Genomic DNA, 18,310 nt, shown 5'->3' on the forward strand with positions numbered 1-18,310 from the left:
TTCATATCCTCACAATAGGAAGCTGTTTACAAGAGAGCCGGTGAGCAGGCTCCAGCCGTCTACCAGAACGAAAAGAAGCAGTTTGAACGGCATGGAAACCATCATTGGCGGAAGCATCATCATACCCATAGCAAGCAGGATACTGGAAACTACCATATCGATTATGAGAAACGGTACGTAGATGAGGAAGCCGATGGTAAAGCCGGTTTTGAGCTCACTGATGACGTAGGCAGCTGCCAGCATTATGGTTGGAACTTCTTCCTTTGTTTTAGGTCGTTCCATCTTGCTGATGGAATAGAACAAAGAGAGGTCTTTTTCGCGTGTATGCTTGAACATAAACTCTCTGAGAGGCTGTTGAGCCTTGTCCAGAGCCTCTGTAAAGCCTATTTCTTCGCTCAGGTAGGGTTGCAGTGCATTGTCGTTAATTGCCACGCCTACAGGGCGCATAATGACGAATGTCATAAAGATAGCGAGGCTTGCCAGTACTTGAGAAGGTGGCAGCTGCTGTGTTCCTAGCGCCTGTCGTACGAAGGAAAAGACAATGATGATGCGGGTAAAGCTGGTAACTGTCAGCATAATGGCAGGTGCCAGTGACAGGATTGTGAGCAGGAACAGGATTTCTAACAGAACGGAGACGTTTTCCGGTTCTGACTGGCCTGCACCTAATGCCAGCGAGAGGGATGGTACTGCAAGGTCCCGCGCAGCGAACGCTGCAGCGGGAACCAGCAGCAGTAAAGCACTAAGAGTCAGAATCCGCGTCGCGGAGCTGTCCCATAATTTTTTTAAATTCTTTCGAGTCAGAGGAGTCGCTAGTGTCATCTTCCGCTTCCGTTTCAGATAAAAGGTTGATCTGGTGGTCCGTAACCCCCAGTAACAGCCTTTTATTCAAGAAGCGTACCACGACTAATTGCTTTTTAGGGCCAAGATGGAATCGTTCTTCCACGTTAAGTGTGATTTGATCACCTTTTTTGCCTCTAAAGCCTTTATTCATGCCGACTTTCTTTACAAACCAGAGCAATCCGTACAGTGCGCCTAAAAGCAGCAGCAGAATGCCGATGGACTGAATATAGCTTCCCCAGCCAACCACCTCAGGGACAGCGGGTGACGTTCCGTTGACGATATCACCGGAGGAGTCAATAGCCGCATGGGCTGCTGTCACTAAAATGTTATGCAAGTTGCTTCACCCTTTCGATTGGGCTGATGATATCAGTCAGACGCACACCGAATTTTTCGTTGATAACAACAGCTTCGCCACGTGCTACGAGTTTGCCGTTAACAAAGATTTCAAGTGGTTCACCTGCAAGCTTGTTAAGTTCAACAACGGACCCCTGACCAAGCTGGAGGAGTTCGTTGATAAGCAGACGGGTACGACCGAGCTCTGCGGAAACATCGAGAGGAATATCAAGAATGAAGTCGAGCTCGTGTTTGCCGGATTCTGGACGGATTGCTTTTGCATCTTCTGTCAAATCCTTGAACTCAGCTTCATGAGCATTGTTGGAAAGCGCGCTCTGCTCTTTTTCTTTCTGCATGATTTCCTGCTCTTCAGAAGCAAGCGCTGCTGCCCATTCTTCTGCAAGAGCTTCGTTTTGGCTCATATTCTGAGAAGCATTGGCATCGATAGGGGTTTCGTCCTGCTCTTCAAGAGCTGCAGCCCATTGTTCAGCCAGTAAATCCTGGTTCACATCTTCAGACATAATAACCTTCCTTCTCTGAAAGGGAGTAATAGCTTGTTAAACTTACTGGATAACCAGTTCAGTAAAATACACACGAACAACTTTAGAGCTGCCAATGATCTGGTTGAGACGTGTCACCAGTTCATTTTTAAGCAGGAGTTTGCTCTCAAGAGAGGCAAGGTCTGAGTAAGACTTGCTGGAAAGAAGCAGGATAACTGCGTCACGCACTTTTGCGCTGGCACTTTCCAGAACCTGTGCAGCTTCAGGGCTGGCAACTTCTACATCAAGGGTGAGCTTGATGTAGCGTCGCCCGAGTGGGTCAGAGAGGTTTACAAGGAAACTCGGCAGGGTGACAACCTGAGAATCTGACGGGTCAACTTCTTCAAGCTGTACATCCTGAGGCTCTGCCGTTTCGGTAGATTTCTGGAAGTAAGTTGTATAGGCGAAGTATCCGCCTCCTCCCAGAAGCAGAAGGATCAAAAGCATGATGACCCATTTCATCTTTCCGCTTTTTTTATTCTGTTCTTTTCCTTCTTCAATCACGATACAGCTCCTTTGCAGTTTCTTGCAGCAATCTCTTATACATAGCGTCCAAGACGCTGGGTTGTTTTAATCAGAATTTCTACTCGTCTATTTTGTGCGCGTCCGTACTCAGTAGCATTGGACTCGAGGGGCTTGTCAGCACCGTAGCCGCTTACGGAGAAACGTTCCGGCTTAAGACCCTGTGTCAAAAAGAATTCAAGTACAGCCATCGCCCTTTTTCCGGAAAGCGGGTAGTTAGCAGCATTGTTACGTCCTGTATTATCTGCGTGACCGGAAATGTTCGTATCTGCTGAAGTGTATTGCAGCATCAGCACTACTTGTGAGAGCAGTTTTTTTGCGGAAGGAGTAAGCTGGTAACTGCCCGGTGCGAACACAAGATCATTTGTGAGGGCGATTGCCAAACCTTCCGGCTTTTGCAGGATGCGTAAGTTACGATCCAGCGTGCTCATATCAATATCCGGTGGAAGAACATCCTCCGGAAATAACAAGTCTTTAATTCTGTCTCTCTGCTCGAAAGCAGTTTTTGGGTCGGAAACCAGTTCAACAATAAGCTTGATACGTTGTGGTATGCGCCCTGAACCGTGGTAATTGATAACCCCTAACCCGCGTTCAAACGGGTTAATTTCAACCAGCATAGTCCTATCCATGGAAGACATGCTGAGGATAAGTACAAAGAATGTGAGCAACAATGTCACAAGGTCAGAGAAGGTTACCAGCCACGCGGGGATTCCTTCTGGCTCTTCTTGCTTTTTTTTACGTGCCATGCCTTATACTCCATCCTGTGTTGAACCGGATGCACTGGAAAGATTACTTCCACCTTCGTTCACGCTAAGATCGAACTTGAAGTCTTTAAATTCAAATTCATTTTTCTTCTTAGGCGCTTCCTTGGTGAGCTCTTCCAGTTTTTTGATCCACTGCATATTGCGTTTATCCAACACAATATCTACGCGCCTGTTCTTCTTTCTGCCCTTTGGTGTGTTGTCATTCCAACGTGGGTGATAGTTGCCAAACGCTTCTACCATCATCTGTTCTGTAGGAATTCCACGCCCCTTAAGGTAGCTGTAGATGCTCATAACGCGCATAAATGAGAGGTTCCATGTCGGTGAAAGCTCTGAATCACGTGTAAAGGAAACTTCATAGTCCTTACCGGCCTCATCGCGTAGGCTTGATGTGTGACCGGCAAGCAGTAGCGGGTGCTTAATTCGTAGTATCCATGGCATGATACGGTTAAGCAGTATGATACCTTTAGCGCTTAACTGTGTAGTGCCCGGCTGGAACAGCACATCTTCACTGATAGAAAAGATTTGGACATACTGGTTTTCCTGAAAGTTCAAGTCTTCCTTGTCATCCTCCCACAACAGATCTTTCAGTGGAGAAAGGTCGTTTGTGGCGAGATCCATAGGCCCCGGGTCAACAACGCGATCAATATTTTTTTGAGTGGCAGGGTTAAAGTTCCCACGCCCTTCACCAAATGCGCCGGTTACGGAGGTCAGGACAACCAACTTTCGTCTTTCATCTGTAACCGCCATACTTACAAGCAATACGAAGAACGTAAGCATGAGAGTCATCATATCTGAGAAGGTAATAAGCCAGGAAGCGCCACCGCCTTCGTCTTGTTTCTTTTTGCGCTTAGCCATTATGTACTCCCGTTACCATGAAGTATGGGAGTTGCTACGCAGCATCAGCGCGATCGCTGATAGCTTGATAACAAGAGAGTTTTTCTTGAATAATACGCGGGTTTTCACCACGGGAAATTGCAAGCACACCTTCGAGCTGCATTTCTTTAATACGGATCTCAGAGTTACTACGGGATTTAAGCTTACCGGCCATAGGAATGAACACCAGGTTAGCAAGGCATGCTCCGTAGAAAGTGGTGATAAGAGCTACCGCCATCGCTGGACCAATTGAACTTGGATCGTTCATTGTTTGCAGCATTTGAACCAGACCGATAACTGTACCGATCATACCCAGAGCCGGTGCATATTCACCGAATGATTTTAGAATATCTTGCCCATCGCTATGGCGGGCTTCTGTATTGGCAATCTCAGACTCGAGGATTTCTTGAATAGCCTGCGGCTCAAGACCGTCGACTGTCAGTTGCAACCCTTTTTTGAGGTAAGGATCGTCGATGCCGTTGATGATCGGCTCGAGAGAAAGAATACCTTCTCTACGTGCACGGTCAGCGTAGTCTTTGAACTGATCAATAGTTTCCTGTGCTGACAACTCTTCAGCAAAAAGTGTTTTTTTGAAAACACTCATTACGGAAATAACGCGTTTAAGCGGGTAGTTTACAAGAGTTGCACCAATGGTTCCGCCAAGAACAATAAGTAATGACGGGACGGAAATAAAGATGAGAAGACTGCCACCCATCATGATAGCAGAGAGAACCAAACCGAAGGAAATTACTATCCCGAGAACCGTTGCCAAATCCATAGAATGCTCTTTTTTCGCGTGTTAGTAAGGACGCGGGCCGAAAATTTCTGTCCCAATACGTACAAATGTTGCGCCTTCTTCAATTGCCTGCACGTAATCCTGAGTCATTCCCATGGAGAGGTGTTCCATAGGGATGCCGATGCGGGTTACAAGCTCATCGCGCAGTTCACGCAATTCACTGAAGAAAGGACGTGCTTCTTCTGCAACACAAGATGCTGGTGGCATTCCCATTAAGCCGCGAACACGCAGTTGTGGAAGTGCTGCTACCTGTTCAGCAAATTCAAAAAGTCCGTCTTTATCAACGCCGGACTTTTGTGCTTCATCGCCAATGTTAACTTGAAGCAGAATATCCTGAACTTTTCTTTCACCGTCCAAACCGGAAACGGGAAGCATCTCCATGCGTTTTTGCAGTTTCTGTGCCAAGCTGAGTCTGTCGATGGAATGGATCAGAGCAAATTTTCCTGCAACATCCTTGGCTTTTTTGGATTGCAAATGGCCGATAAAGTGCCAGTTTATGGTAAGATCAGCCAGTTCTTCCTGCTTAGCGAGCGCTTCTTGTACGTAGTTTTCGCCAAAATCTAAGTGTCCGTGTTTGTTAAGTATTCTTATCGCTTCGGCAGGATGGCGTTTGGATACGGCAATAAGTTTTACGTCTTCAGGATTACGTCCTGCTTTGCGGGCAGCATCCGCTACTTTTTCTACGACAGCATCATAACGGGCAATAATTGCAGCGCTGTCAACATGACATTCATTCATAGTTCTCAATCCATTTTTCCGGCGGTTCTTACCCCATGCCGGTACAAGTATGTACGGGGTTTTGACACCCTAATAAAAAAGGCGGCAAAAGCCGCCTATGTTCGCTGATATGAAGCAGCTAGGAAGAAGAGAGACCCAGTAGGCGCATAAAGCTCATGTCCTCAGTCCAACCTTCGCGTACTTTCACCCACAGTTCGAGGTGAACTTTCTGGTGCAGCATTTCCTGAAGCTCTTTACGGGCTTCAGTGCCAACCTTTTTGAGGTTCTGGCCATGCTTGCCGATAACCATAGATTTATGGCTCTTACGGGATACGTAGATAACTGCGTTTACAAAAACACGCTCACCGGTGTCATCCCATTTTTCGATTTCAACGGCGCAGTTGTATGGAAGTTCCTGACGCAGTTCCATAAAGAGCTTTTCACGAACAACCTCGGACGCCATGAAGCGTACAGGCACAGTGGAAAGCTGATCTTCCGGGTAATGCTTTTCGCAAACAGGAAGGTGTTTCTTAATGTACTCGAGCATTGGATCAAGACCGTCTCGGCGCATTGCAGAAACAGGGAAAACTTCTGCGTTAGGCCAAAGAGTGCTGAGCTTTTCGAGAAGCGGGAGCATTTTTGCTTTATCGCGGAATTTGTCCACTTTGTTAACAGCAACAATAACAGGACGTTTTTCGTTGAGAATAGCTTCTCTTAATGGTTCGATGTCTTTATCGAACGCACCGGGACGGTCAACGTACAGTGAACCATCCAGAACTACCAGAACCACATCCGCGCCGCTCAGGGTATGCCATGCAGTCTGCAGTAAAATTTTGTTCATTTTACCACGAAGCTGGTGAATACCAGGAGTATCCATGAAGATAACCTGGGAATCTGGGCTGGACAGGATACCGCTGACCTGATTTCGGGTAGTTTGTGGCTTAGGGGTAACGATAGCTACTTTCTGCCCTAAGTATGCGTTAAGCATAGTGGATTTACCCGCATTAGGAGGCCCCATCATGGCGACCCAACCGCAGCGGTGTTCTGTGTTACTCATATATATGTTTCTCCATCAATTTTCTGACAAAAATAGTTTGCTTAGATGTGTAATAGGACTTCGTATAAAGTCAAGAAGTCAAATTCCAATATACGCCCGTTGGGGCAATACAGCAAATGGAAGATTTAGAGAAAGCATGCGGCGAATGAGAGAGGGGAGACAAAGAAACAAGGATGCAGAATCTAGCTAGATTTTCTGCATCCCTGCTTGAGGAGACTCTCAGCCATTTCTGGCAGGAGCGTCGGACAAAGTGACATGTTGCCAAAATGTCTACTGCCCACAACAAGTGGCAGAGCCACAAGCGGAAGACGTTGTGTGCAATGTTTAGACTGTAACGTGAAATGTGCAGGGCAGCAAATGGTATAACGCTTTTATTTATAAGAAATAGCGGGTTTTAAGATCTAAAAGTATGTAAGTACTGATAGATAGAAAGTGGATTATGAATTCTGCTTTTTTTAACATGATCTTTGAAAGTCTGATTGTAAGGGAATGAAATGGAGTGTGAGGGCTATCTACGTAATGAAAAAGGCTGTTCTTTGAAGTAAGAACAGCCTGCTATTCAAAAAAAGGGCTTCTGCCTGCCAGAAGGCAAAAGAAAAGTTCTGCTAACAGCCGCAGATTTTTTCCGTTACAGCTTTGCAGTTGTGGTCATCCGGCATGAACATAGTGCCGTTTATGGCCGTTACCGGTCTCATCCCGATGAGTGAGTTGAGCATGTAAGCGTAGCGGAAGTTTCCAACAGAATACGAGCGTACAGAGCAGTCGTAAACAGGCAGAATAGAGCGGGCAATTTCGAGCGCAATGGACGGAAGGCGCATCTTGCCACCAGGCACGCAGAATCGTTCTCCATCTCCGAAAAGGAGCGCAGCCGTTGTAGTTTCAGTTACAAGGTTGTCGCGTGAAATGAGCACGGCATCATCGTACCCCTTTTGGATGGCAGAGCGACGCTGAAGCCAATTGTACATATAGTTCATGGTCTTGTGACCGAGCAGCGGGTGTTGAACTCCGTCGGTAACGGTGCACACACGGTAACGCTTGTCTGGCTGTGGTGTATACGGTGCGGCCGTAATGACAGGGTCAACCATATCGTTTTCATCAATCAGCGCGAAAATGTTAACTCGTGCCATTTGCTTGCTGAGCCCGCAACGCTCAAGGACGTCCATAACTATTTCAGCGTAGTCAATTGGTGGAACAATAAAGCCTAGTTTTTCCAGCGAACTTCCCATTCGGTCCAGATGTTGGTTGAAGAAGCACAGGTTTTTTCCATTGAAGAGGATTGTTTCAAAAATTCCAGCTCCAAAACGAAAAGACGGAGCAGCAATATTTTGCACCACTCCGTCATCATGAAATTTTCCAGCTCTGTAGTAGGTCATGTCGATAGCACCTTTCGAAACTTTTCTGCTTTAGCAATCGTTTCTTCGAATTCTAGCTCCGGCACTGAATCAATCACCAGCCCACTCCCTGCAAAATACCGGAACTTTTGTATGCCACTATGATCATGTGTAAACCATCCGGTACGAATTGCAATACTTGAATTCATGGTGGTGGTATTTTTTATGTGGAGAAAGCTTCCACAGTACAGATCACGGCTGTGTGGCTCGAGTTTTTCGATAATTTGCATGGTGCGCAGTTTCGGACATCCGGTGATGGACCCACCCGGAAACGCGTCGAAAAGAAGATCCAGACAGGTGGAGTCTTTTTTGAGAGTGCCGCGTACTACAGAGTACATCTGCAACATATTGTCGACAGTAAAGATATCTTTGTGGCGTTCTACAGTGACTGACCCGTATTCGCAGTGCGCGGAAATATCGTTACGGATAAGGTCTACGATCATGGAAAGTTCTGCGCTTTCTTTTGGAGACTCATGCAACTCGGCAAGCAACTCTTCGGAAAATTCATCAAATGCAAGGGTGCCTTTGATCGGCTCGGACGTGATTAATCCGTCTTCAACGCGCAGGAAACACTCTGGTGATGTGGAAATGATCTTTGCATTTTCGGAGGAGAACCATGCATAGTATGCTGCCGGATAATGTTGCCATAAATGCATAAAGAGCCCGACAGCATCGCACTGCTTTTTGTTGCTGCAGGTGCATGTGCTGAAGTCCTCTGGAACAGTCATGGAAAATGCTGAAGAGAGACAGAGTTGGTATGTGTCACCGCTACGAATGTGTTCAAGAACGGTTTTTACGCCGTCAATGTACTCTGCTTGGCTCATCGACGGGGTCGGCGTTGGAAATTTGGCTCGTTGAGGAAGTAAATCCGCGCAGTGAGGAGGTGTTGTGCACAAGTCTTTAAGACGTTGCACCTTGCGATGATCTGCAGTTTCAAGGGCGGAACATTCAAGTAAGCCTGTAGTAAGATTTACTGTGATGAGGATAGAATACTGACGGAAATGTCCCAGTGGCAGGTCATTTTGCTTATCAGAGGCTATGCCGCGTTCTTTTAATCCGAATGTGTAGGCGAGGTATCCGAGAGTTTCATGGCCGGAGTCGAAACAAAAGGATTTGATTTCGTCTCTTGTTGTTTCTGGCTGAACAATAAGCTCTTTGACAGGATCTATGCCGATTATGCACATATTTGCTGAGCGGCGGAGCGGTGCGTCTTCTTCTGTAACGCCGGACAATAACATGTCAGCGTCGAAGAGTGTTGCGAATCCATTAAACAGTGCAGCAAGTTTTTGACGCTGCACCTTGCCTGCTTCAAGAAAGACCGAAAAAGCGCATTGCATGGTGAATGTACCACTCACCCTGTTCCGTTAAAAACGATTCAGGATGGAACTGAAGCCCCATGATGGGACGGTTTTCATGTTCAATAATCATAGGAACAGATGTTCCTGATAACGTGGACGTTACTCGTAATCCTTTGCCAATGGAAGAGAGATATAAAGAATGGTAACGGGCAATGGTTCGCAGCTGCCCGTCTAATTCCAGCAAATCTGTTTTACCGTGTATACAGTCGGAAAGGCGGTCGGTGGTGCCGCCGAAGTAGTGGTTGATAATCTGCATGCCCATGCAGATCCCCAGTACTGGTTTTCCGCTTTTAAAAACAGAGTCGTACGCGCTGTATTCGACAGGATGCCCGGGACCTGGAGAAATGACAATTAGATCGTATTCGTCTAATGAGCAGGATGATAGTGCTGCCCCGTCTTCACCATACGAAATAATGTCCGGAACGCATGATGTTGCCGTGACTAGAAGATGTTCAAGGTTTCGGGTGAAGCTGTCGTTGTTATCTATTAATACAATGCGCACTGTTTGTTCCTGTTACAAGCCTTGCTCAATCCATATTATGGCAGCCTGCCTGCCAGTGAGCTTGTCTCGACGGTAAGAATAAAATTCGTCTTCAAGCGTTTTAGTGCAAAGGTCAAGGCCGAAAATCTGCTCCTGAGGAATGCCTGCCAGATGCAGCTGGTGTCTGGTGAGCTGCCACAGGTTCATGGTCTTTTTTTCTTTGTTGAACCATTGTACCCACTCAACACCCCATTCTTTATCAAAATTAAGAAATTGCGCTTCTGCAGGGCCAAGGCTTGGACCGCGGACAGCAAACACGTTGGCTGGTTCAATGCCGTATTTTTCGCAGAAATTGCTTACTCCGGAAACTGGAAACGCAATACGGTTGCCCCGCCAGCCTACATGGAGTCCGGCTATGTACTTGCCACTTTTATGGGCAAGAAGAATAGGCTGGCAGTCAGCAGTTTTGATAACAAGGGCTTTGTTTGCCTTATCGGTGGCGCTTCCGTCCGCTTCCAGTGTGGCAGGAGTTCCAGCAGGCGTTTCAGGTGGATCGAATATGAGTGTGTCGTCGTGTACTTGCTTTAATTCACACCAGGATTGGATGCCTAGTTCCTTTTGCAGGCGTATACGGTTGTATACAACGTGCTTGGGGTTATCCCCCACATCAAGTGAGATGTTGCTGGACATGAAGGCACCATTGCTTTCACCGCCAAGACGGTTCTGAAAGAAGCAACGAACGTTGGGAACGCCGGGAAACGCAAATTCAATTCCGGTTAAAGCCATTGCAAAGCCTCCTCAGTGCATAATGCATCCATCGCCTGATCCCATGGGTCAGATTCTAGAACAGGGACTATTTGAAAAGAATAAGCCAATCCAACAAAGGTTGCATGATTAAAAGCCGGTCTTGTTAACATCCTGTCATAGTATCCACCGCCGAATCCAAGTCGGTTTCCGTTCAAATCAAATCCGACACCGGGTACAATGACAAGTGACGGCGTAAAGTTTTTAGAATCGTAATCAATGACAGTGCAATGGCTACATGGTTCCATAATTCCGTATTTGCCTTTTTCCAGCTCGTGTTCCCCACTGCACTGAACAAGCGACATTTGTCCTTGCTTTTCATCACATCGGGGCAGGAGTAATGTTCTGCCGGAATTCCAGATATCATTCAGGAGTAGATCAGTGCGAACCTCGTTGCGTATTGGAGAATAAATGATGACTTGTTCCGCGTTCTTCCACACATCATCAGCCATAAGATGTTGCTGTGCATGAAGGGACGCCTCTTGAACGAAAATTTCATCAAGATTTTTGCGCTGATCCAAGAGTTTTTTGCGTAATTCAGCTTTTGTCACTGAGGGCTCCTGAAGAAAAATAAAAAAATAGGAACAGAAATTGAAATCCTCTTCATCCGTGCGTAGCATTTGTGAGGCAGATACTCAACGGCTTACCATGAATGTGGTAATAAAAATGAGTTCAACGGTTGCAAATCATCCTTTTTAAGTCAACTATGCTTCCAGCGATAATATATTTAAATATTGTGTCTTACGGAGTTAACTATGAGCGATTTTTGGATTTGTATTGGTGATATTCATGACGAGATTTCTCGGCTCAAAGATATTCCGGAACTTGCGCAAGCTCGCGGCGTAATTATCAGTGGTGATTTAACCTTGGCGAAAGGTGTTTCTGCTGCTCGTCGTGTTATTGACGCTGTGGCCGCTATTAATCCGGTTGTCTACGCGCAGATTGGGAATATGGATCATTCTGAAGTGACAGAGTTTTTAGAGGAGCAAGGCTGCAATATTCACCGTTCTGTAGCAGAGCTCACTCCTGAAGTTGCTGTTATGGGTGTGGGAACTTCCAGCACTACGCCATTCAATACTCCTTCTGAAACTCCTGATGAGACTCTGGGTGAGTGGCTGGAGGAAGGTTACGCTAAAACATCACAGTATGATGCCACTGTTGTCGTTGTGCATGATCCGCCGTTTGATACGAGTTGCGATGACTTGGGTAATGGCGTGCATGTTGGGAGTAAAGCTGTTCGTACTTTTATTGAAAAGACGCAGCCGCAACTGGTATTGTGTGGACATATTCATGAAGCCCGTTCAGTAGATACTCTTGGTAAGACAACTATCATCAACACAGGCATGTTGGCTGATGGCGGTTATGCAAAAATCATGTTGGAAGGCACAACGCTTCGTGCAGAACTGTGCGCCTTGTAAGCGTATCACGCTGGCAAAAAATTACTTTTTCATAAAATAAAGATCTTTCTTTTATCTGTCTTAAATTAAAGAGAAATGTAGATAGATTGTGTCATGCTTTGTTTAGAGTGAGTATTTTTTCTAAAAAAAGATGTTGACAGTCGAGGGGGTGACGTATACTTATGTCCACCTCGAGAGGGAATTGCTTTCAGAGCAAGAACCGCATCGTAAACAAGCTATGACGCGGGGTGGAGCAGCTCGGTAGCTCGTCGGGCTCATAACCCGAAGGCCGTAGGTTCAAATCCTGCCCCCGCTACCAATATTTAACCCCCCTGCATTGCAGGGGGGTTATTTGTTATGTGCTCCCGGCGTTAATTCAGGAGAAAGGAGATCGCATATGGCAAAAGAAGAAGCCATTCAAGTAAATGGTGAAGTTATGGAAGCACTGCCAAACGCAATGTTTCTTGTTCGCCTCGAAAATGGTCACGAATGTCTTGCACACATCTCCGGTAAAATGCGCAAATTCCGTATTCGCGTTCTGCCAGGAGATACAGTTACTGTAGAACTTTCACCTTATGACCTCACTCGCGGTCGTATTACCTTCCGTCCACGTTAGGTTCGACATATAAGGCGTTCGTTTTTTTAGCGTAACGAATAAAGCCCGCTCTAATTTTTTTAGAGCGGGCTTTGTTATTTTAGTGAAAAGAGGAGCTTAGCTCCTCTTTTTTTGTTCTATGCAGGCATCTTAGTTGCGCGGCCTTCCTGAACAGCATGACAGGCACATATAGTGCCGTTATCAAGTGTAATAGGGTGCGGAACTTCGTTCACGCAACGCTGGTTTGCAAGTCGGCAACGACCATGGAACACACAGCCTGTAGGCAGGTTGATCGGGGTCGGAACATCGCCGGTAAGCTTGATGTGGGAGAAGCCTTTTTTGCCCATGCGAGGAATCGCGGACAGAAGCGCTTTAGTGTATGGGTGTTGCGGATTAGCAAACAGCTCTTTAGCGTCTGCAAGCTCACACAGGGAGCCCAGGTACATTACAGCAACTCGGTTTGAGATATGCTCAACAACAGATAAGTCATGGCTGATGAACAGGTAGGTCAGGTTGTGATCGCGCTGTAAGTCCATCATTAGGTTGAGAACCTGTGCCTGAATGGATACGTCGAGTGCAGAAATAGGTTCGTCTGCAACGATAAACTCAGGTTTGAGGACAAGTGCACGCGCAATGGAAATACGCTGACGCTGGCCGCCTGAGAATTCGTGTGGGTAGCGTTGACCCCATACAGGGTTAATGCCTACCTGTTCCATTACTTCTGCAACGCGCTGCTTTACTTCCTCATCGCTGAATTCAGGGTAGTGGAAGCGTACTGGTTCTTCGAGGATCTGTGAGACCTTCATACGCGGGTTCAAAGATGCGTATGGGTCCTGAAAGATCATCTGTGCAGCGGTACGGAATTCTTTGCGGGCTGAACCGGACTTATTGTCTACACGTTCGCCTCGGTAGTGAACCTGGCCGCCGGTTGGTTCGTACAGACCGATAATGGTACGTGCGAGGGTGGATTTACCACAGCCGGACTCACCTACAACAGAAAGGGTTTCACCTTTCTGAATTTCAAAGCTTACATCGTTCACAGCATGGACAACGGTCTTTTTGCGAGTGAGCTTGCCATTTTCGAATCCTAGCTGATCAAGAAATCCGCCAGAAATATCAAAGTGTTTTACAAGATTTTTAATTTTAAGAAGAGGGGTATTACTCATGCCTACTCCACTACATGACAGGCAGCCATGACGCCGGATTTTTTGAGTTCGAGCTCCGGTACCACTTCAAAACAGATGTCTTTACAGTAGTCGCAACGGTTGTTGAACGCACAGCCTTTAGGGATGTTAGTAAGGCTAGGCATAGAGCCGCGAATCTGGTTGAGACGATCGCCTTTGGCACCGTCCGGTAATGCTGCAATGAGACCCTGAGTGTATGGGTGTGTAGGGGTAGCACAGACTGTGTCAGTTGAGCCCAGTTCCACGATTCGACCAGCGTACATAACAGCAATTTTCTCTGTAACCTGAGACACAACACCAAGGTCGTGTGTGATGAGGATAAGACCCATGTTGTCTTTCTCGCAAAGCTCGAGAAGCAGGTCCATGATCTCAGCCTGAATGGTTACGTCAAGCGCCGTGGTAGGTTCATCAGCAATAATAAGCGCAGGATCTGTCAGCAAAGCAATTGCGATAACAATTCGCTGGCGCATGCCGCCGGAAAATTCGTGCGGGTACTGTTTTAAGCGTTTTTCCGGTGAAGGAATGTAAACTTTGCGCAGTTTGTCCAGCGCGATTTTTTCAGCTTCTTTTTTAGACACCTTACTGTGGGCAAGCACAGTTTCAATCATCTGCTGACCAATGGTCAAAACAGGGTTGAGTGTCATCATAGGGTCCTGGAAGATCATGGAGATACGGTTACCACGGATGGTACGCAGCTCTTTGTCGGACATCTGTGCGAGATCCTGACCTTCGAACATTACAGAACCGCTGGCGATAAAGCCCGGTTTTGAGATCTGGTTGATGATGGAGAAGCCGGTTACAGATTTACCAGCGCCGGATTCACCAACAAGACCGAGGCGTTCGCCTTTATCTACAGAAAACGAAACTTTATTTACAGCCGTAAGCGCAATGTCACGCATACGGAACTGAACAAGTATATCTTTTACATCTAAAAGGTGTTCCATTGTTCCTTAGTCCTTGTACAGTTTTGGATTCAGGAAGTCCCTGAGCCAGTCGCCGAGCAGGTTGATGGACAGTACCAGCAGTACGAGTACAAGACCCGGGAACAGGGTAATCCACCAGCTGCCACTCATGAAGTAAGCAAAGCCGGATTTAATGAGAGAGCCGAGTGAAGGCTGGTTAACAGGCATACCGAGCCCGAGGAAAGAAAGTGCAGCTTCACTCATTACAGCGTTAGCAACCTGAACAGTAGAAATAACAAGAACAGGAGTCAGGGTGTTAGGAAGAATATGACGGAACATAATGCGCATAGGGCGAAGGCCGATAACGCGTGCAGCTTCAACATATTCTTTCTTCTTCTCAGCAAGTACGGATGCGCGGACAGTACGTGCGTACTGCGGCCATTCAGAGAATCCGATAACAAAAATCAGGAATGGAACAGCAACGTCTGCGTACCGGGCAACACCTAGTGCAGCCTGCAAAATTGCACCAAAGAAGATAGCAACCATGTAGGATGAGAAGGAAAGCTGAACATCAGCAACTCGCATGAGGAAGGAGTCGATACGACCGCCTTTGTAACCTGCGGTTAAGCCGATGATAATTCCCAGAAAAGATTGCAGTGCCACTGCGCCAAGGCCGATAAGCAGGGAGATGCGGGTACCATAAAGAATGGTAGACCAAATATCACGTCCCTGTGCGTCAGTGCCGAGCCAGAATGTATCCAGACCTTCTGGTGTCCACATAGGCGGTGTTTCAGCATCCATTAAATCGATAGCTGCACCGTCGTATGGGTTCTGCGTTGCAAGCAGTGGCGCGAGAATCGCTATAGCAACTAGAAAGAGTAAGATAAGGAAACTGCCGACCGCAACAGGGTCACGTCGGAAGCTGTACAAAAAGTATGAATCCTTAAATTTTTGCCACATGGATTACTTCCTCCCCGAAACACGGACCATTGGGTTAACCAGTCCGTAAATAATATCCACTACGGTGTTCACGATAACAAAAAGAACACCAACGAAAACAAGGTATGCAACGAGCAATGCGGTGTCGGAGCGTTCTACGGCCTCGATGAACATAAAGCCCATACCCTGCCACTGGAATACTGTTTCAGTGAGGATTGTATACGCAATCATAATACCGAGCTGTACGCCACCCACGGTGATAACCGGAAGAAGGGTGTTTTTAAATGCATGCACCATAAGAACGCGGGTCGGGTTAAGACCTTTTGCATGGGCAAATTTAACGTACTCAGTCTGTAAAACTTCAACCATTTCTGCTCGGATGAGACGGATGAAGAGTGGAAGCATAATTGAGGACAGTGCAACAGAAGGAAGAATGATGTGTCTGAATGCCTTCCAGCTCAAGAAGTTACTTTCCCAGCCTGGGAACAGCTGGGCTGTAGGCCCGCGTCCATAGGACGGAAGCCAGTGCAGTTCAACTGCGAAAACATAGATAAGTAGCAGCGCGGTAAGGAATACAGGAATAGATACCCCGACGATACTGGCACCCATGAACAGTCTGGATAGCCATGCGCGAGGTTTTACAGCTGCGTAAATGCCGATAGGCACAGAAAGCACAACAATGATCAGGGCACTTGCGATAACAAGTTCCAAGGTTGCTGGAGCTTTCTTTAAAATTACTTCAGTAGCAGGTTTGCGGTAAAAGAAGGAGCGACCAAGGTCGCCGTGTACTGCATTTTTAACAAACCGTACCCACTGAACGACAACAGGGTCATTGAGGCCCAGTTTGTCTCGGTACGCTTCACGCTCTGCAGCGGAAACGTTAATCCCGACCATCTCACGTACTGGATCACCGAACGAATATTTAATACCGAACCCGATGATGGATATGACAAACATGACGATCAACGCCTGTGTCACTCTTCGAACAATAAAAGCAAACATATGGGGTTTTGGGGGTTAAAGGTTAATCCAAATCCCAGTCTTATAAAACCTAAGAGAACCGGCACAATGGTCGGTTCGTGTAGCTCCGTGCTATATCACGGAAAACTGAGTAGTACAGGCAGCGCCTGTTTGTATCCATCATTAAATCGGGGCGGCAAAGCCGCCCCGAACAAATGCTATTTCATTACAAGGTCGCCGAAGTAAGGGAAGTTCATTACGTTTACGACCTGACGAGCGTTTTCAAGGTTTTTACCACTTGCCCAGGAAAGGTCCTGCCAGTGAAGTGGAACAAACGCAGCGTCGTTGAAGAGGATGCGCTCAACTTCCTGAAGCTGAGCATGACGTTTGTCGAGATCAGTTTCGGAGTTAGCAAGAGCGATAAGCTCATCAACTTTAGGGTTGCAGTATTCGCCGGAGTTGTACTGGCCTGCGCCTGTCTCTTTGTTAGGACAAACTGCAAGGTACTCGGTGAAGTTTGCGGAGTCTTCGGTATCAGAGTGCCAACCGATCATCTGGATGTCAGCAGCGCGTGCGTCGAACTGATCCCAGTACTGTGCTTTAGGCATAGTTTTGAGGTTAACTTTGATGCCGATGCGAGCCATCATGGAAACGAAAGCCTGAGCGATCTGCTCGTCTTTTACGTAACGGTTGTTAGGAGCAATCATAGTTGCTTCAAAGCCGTTAGGGTAACCAGCTTCTGCCATGAGAGCTTTAGCTTTTTTGAGGTCGTAACGAGGCTGAAGCTCTGCTACGTAACCCTGGTAGCCTTTAGGGCCCTGCTGAGCTGCAGCTGTGCCGCGGCCTTTGAGGATTTTTTTAACGATACCGGCGTTGTTGGTAGCGTATACGATAGCCTGACGAACTTTAGGGTTCGCAAGAGCTTTGTTACGTTTCTGGTTCAGCTGGAACATGATAACGCGGGTACCAGGCATGGTAATGAGGTCAACGTTCTCAGCAGCGTCAAGACGGTCGTAGTCCTGTGGAGGTACTGGCATGATGAAATCTACGTCGCCGGAAAGAATGGAAGCAACGCGGGTAGCTTCGTTCTTAATTGGACGCATGTCGATTTCTTCGATGTTACCACGGGTGGTCCAGTAATTAGGGTTGGCTTTGAAAACCATTTTTACACCCTGTTCACGTTCTGTAACGGTGTAAGGACCAGTACCGGAAGCGTTAGTGTTAGCAAATGCAGGACCGGTTTTACCGATGACGCCTTTATCCTGACCATTTTCATCTTTACCAGAGTAGAACTTGGAGTCCATTGGGAAGATGTAAGTAGCCATGTTGATAAGGAGCGGGTAAGCAACTTTAGTTTTGAGGTCTACAGTGTAGTCATCCACAATAACTGCAGGTTCAAAAACTTCAAAAAGGCCTTTGAAGTCGATGGACTTTTTAAGACGGTCAAGAGTCCAGGCAACGTCTTTAGCAGTAAATTCGTTACCGGAGTGGAATTTTACACCTTTGCGGAGGTAGAAACGCATGGTCTTGTCATCAAGGCGTTCCCATTTGGTTGCAAGGCGTGGGTCAAAGCCCATGTCCTGGTTCCAACGTACGAGTGGGTCAAATACCAGGTGAGAGTACTGAAGCATGCCACCGGAAAGCTGTACATGCGGGTCAAGTGATACAGGGTCAGCATCAACAGCTAAGCGTAAAGTCTTAGCGGAAGCTGGAGCTGCAGCAAATGCTAAAACAACAGCAAGAGCGAACACTGTTAACAAACGTTTCATCCGAAACCTCCAAACTAGAAATACTTCTAACAACCTAAAACAAATAGAGACCACAAAAATGTTCAAAGTGTGCAACTTGATACAAGACG

At 46.9% G+C, this 18,310-nt stretch carries 21 protein-coding genes and 1 tRNA gene; 3 read left to right on the forward strand and 19 right to left on the reverse strand.

The features are described from left to right. Positions 1-9: 9 nt before the first annotated feature. The 14 genes from fliP to BUR09_RS05130 form a co-directional block, all read right to left on the reverse strand. Positions 10-819 carry a flagellar type III secretion system pore protein FliP gene (gene fliP, locus BUR09_RS05065; RefSeq protein WP_245796707.1) on the reverse strand — a complete coding sequence of 270 codons (810 nt, stop codon included), beginning with the start codon at positions 817-819 and terminating at the stop codon, positions 10-12. After that, the gene (fliO, locus tag BUR09_RS05070) at positions 740-1,174 is read right to left on the reverse strand and encodes a flagellar biosynthetic protein FliO (protein ID WP_084539343.1); all 435 of its coding nucleotides are present in this window, start codon (positions 1,172-1,174) and stop codon (positions 740-742) included. The genes fliP and fliO overlap by 80 nt, the downstream gene beginning before the upstream one ends. Continuing rightward, positions 1,167-1,694, reverse strand: coding sequence for a flagellar motor switch protein FliN (fliN, locus tag BUR09_RS05075; protein ID WP_407645267.1), 528 nt, complete (start codon positions 1,692-1,694; stop codon positions 1,167-1,169). The genes fliO and fliN overlap by 8 nt, the downstream gene beginning before the upstream one ends. 42 nt (positions 1,695-1,736) lie before the next feature. Next, positions 1,737-2,216 (reverse strand): flagellar basal body-associated FliL family protein, encoded by a 480-nt coding sequence (locus BUR09_RS05080; protein ID WP_139296740.1) that lies wholly within the window; start codon positions 2,214-2,216, stop codon positions 1,737-1,739. A 35-nt stretch (positions 2,217-2,251) separates the two neighbouring features. Further along, positions 2,252-2,980, reverse strand: coding sequence for an OmpA/MotB family protein (locus BUR09_RS05085; RefSeq protein ID WP_074215878.1), 729 nt, complete (start codon positions 2,978-2,980; stop codon positions 2,252-2,254). A gap of 3 nt (positions 2,981-2,983) precedes the next feature. Continuing rightward, a complete protein-coding gene (locus BUR09_RS05090) occupies positions 2,984-3,853 on the reverse strand; it encodes an OmpA/MotB family protein (RefSeq protein ID WP_074215879.1) in 870 nt (289 codons plus the stop codon). 34 nt (positions 3,854-3,887) lie between these two features. Then, entirely contained in the window at positions 3,888-4,649 is a 762-nt protein-coding gene (locus BUR09_RS05095) for a flagellar motor protein (protein WP_074215880.1), read from the reverse strand. A 21-nt stretch (positions 4,650-4,670) separates the two neighbouring features. Next, positions 4,671-5,405 carry a YggS family pyridoxal phosphate-dependent enzyme gene (locus BUR09_RS05100; protein ID WP_074215881.1) on the reverse strand — a complete coding sequence of 245 codons (735 nt, stop codon included), beginning with the start codon at positions 5,403-5,405 and terminating at the stop codon, positions 4,671-4,673. Between the two features lie 118 nt (positions 5,406-5,523). Then, complete coding sequence (gene era, locus BUR09_RS05105) at positions 5,524-6,441, reverse strand: GTPase Era (RefSeq protein WP_074215882.1); 918 nt, start codon at positions 6,439-6,441, stop codon at positions 5,524-5,526. Positions 6,442-7,046: 605 nt separating this feature from the next. Further along, the gene (locus tag BUR09_RS05110; protein ID WP_074215883.1) at positions 7,047-7,814 is read right to left on the reverse strand and encodes an aminotransferase class IV; all 768 of its coding nucleotides are present in this window, start codon (positions 7,812-7,814) and stop codon (positions 7,047-7,049) included. Then, positions 7,811-9,169, reverse strand: a complete 1,359-nt coding sequence (locus BUR09_RS05115) for a chorismate-binding protein (RefSeq protein WP_074215884.1) — start codon at positions 9,167-9,169, stop codon at positions 7,811-7,813. Before BUR09_RS05115 ends, BUR09_RS05110 begins: the two co-directional genes overlap by 4 nt. After that, entirely contained in the window at positions 9,141-9,692 is a 552-nt protein-coding gene (locus BUR09_RS05120) for an aminodeoxychorismate/anthranilate synthase component II (protein ID WP_074215885.1), read from the reverse strand. Before BUR09_RS05120 ends, BUR09_RS05115 begins: the two co-directional genes overlap by 29 nt. A 12-nt stretch (positions 9,693-9,704) precedes the next feature. Further along, positions 9,705-10,457 carry a polyphenol oxidase family protein gene (locus tag BUR09_RS05125; RefSeq protein ID WP_074215886.1) on the reverse strand — a complete coding sequence of 251 codons (753 nt, stop codon included), beginning with the start codon at positions 10,455-10,457 and terminating at the stop codon, positions 9,705-9,707. Further along, complete coding sequence (locus BUR09_RS05130; RefSeq protein WP_074215887.1) at positions 10,448-11,026, reverse strand: 5-formyltetrahydrofolate cyclo-ligase; 579 nt, start codon at positions 11,024-11,026, stop codon at positions 10,448-10,450. The genes BUR09_RS05125 and BUR09_RS05130 overlap by 10 nt, the downstream gene beginning before the upstream one ends. Positions 11,027-11,230: 204 nt before the next feature. On the opposite strand from BUR09_RS05130, the gene BUR09_RS05135 reads away from it, so the two are divergent. The 3 genes from BUR09_RS05135 to infA all read left to right on the forward strand — a co-directional run bounded on the left by BUR09_RS05135 (position 11,231) and on the right by infA (position 12,488). After that, a complete protein-coding gene (locus tag BUR09_RS05135) occupies positions 11,231-11,893 on the forward strand; it encodes a metallophosphoesterase family protein (RefSeq protein WP_074215888.1) in 663 nt (220 codons plus the stop codon). A gap of 221 nt (positions 11,894-12,114) precedes the next feature. After that, positions 12,115-12,191, forward strand: a tRNA-Met gene (locus BUR09_RS05140). Between the two features lie 78 nt (positions 12,192-12,269). Continuing rightward, on the forward strand, positions 12,270-12,488 hold the full coding sequence (infA, locus tag BUR09_RS05145) for a translation initiation factor IF-1 (RefSeq protein ID WP_020001012.1): 219 nt from the start codon (positions 12,270-12,272) through the stop codon (positions 12,486-12,488). A gap of 116 nt (positions 12,489-12,604) precedes the next feature. Here infA and BUR09_RS05150 read toward each other — a convergent pair whose 3' ends face one another. The 5 genes from BUR09_RS05150 to BUR09_RS05170 all read right to left on the reverse strand — a co-directional run bounded on the left by BUR09_RS05150 (position 12,605) and on the right by BUR09_RS05170 (position 18,221). Further along, positions 12,605-13,633 (reverse strand): ABC transporter ATP-binding protein, encoded by a 1,029-nt coding sequence (locus BUR09_RS05150; protein WP_074215889.1) that lies wholly within the window; start codon positions 13,631-13,633, stop codon positions 12,605-12,607. Positions 13,634-13,635: 2 nt separating this feature from the next. Beyond that, positions 13,636-14,595: an ABC transporter ATP-binding protein gene (locus BUR09_RS05155; RefSeq protein WP_074215890.1), complete on the reverse strand. Its 960-nt coding sequence runs from the start codon at positions 14,593-14,595 to the stop codon at positions 13,636-13,638. 6 nt (positions 14,596-14,601) lie between these two features. Then, positions 14,602-15,513 (reverse strand): ABC transporter permease, encoded by a 912-nt coding sequence (locus tag BUR09_RS05160; RefSeq protein ID WP_074215891.1) that lies wholly within the window; start codon positions 15,511-15,513, stop codon positions 14,602-14,604. Between the two features lie 3 nt (positions 15,514-15,516). Continuing rightward, a complete protein-coding gene (locus BUR09_RS05165; protein ID WP_074215892.1) occupies positions 15,517-16,494 on the reverse strand; it encodes an ABC transporter permease in 978 nt (325 codons plus the stop codon). A gap of 176 nt (positions 16,495-16,670) precedes the next feature. After that, positions 16,671-18,221 carry an ABC transporter substrate-binding protein gene (locus BUR09_RS05170; protein WP_074215893.1) on the reverse strand — a complete coding sequence of 517 codons (1,551 nt, stop codon included), beginning with the start codon at positions 18,219-18,221 and terminating at the stop codon, positions 16,671-16,673. Between the last annotated feature and the right edge of the window lie 89 nt (positions 18,222-18,310).

Source organism: Halodesulfovibrio marinisediminis DSM 17456 (genome assembly GCF_900129975.1).
Taxonomy (GTDB): domain Bacteria; phylum Desulfobacterota; class Desulfovibrionia; order Desulfovibrionales; family Desulfovibrionaceae; genus Halodesulfovibrio; species Halodesulfovibrio marinisediminis.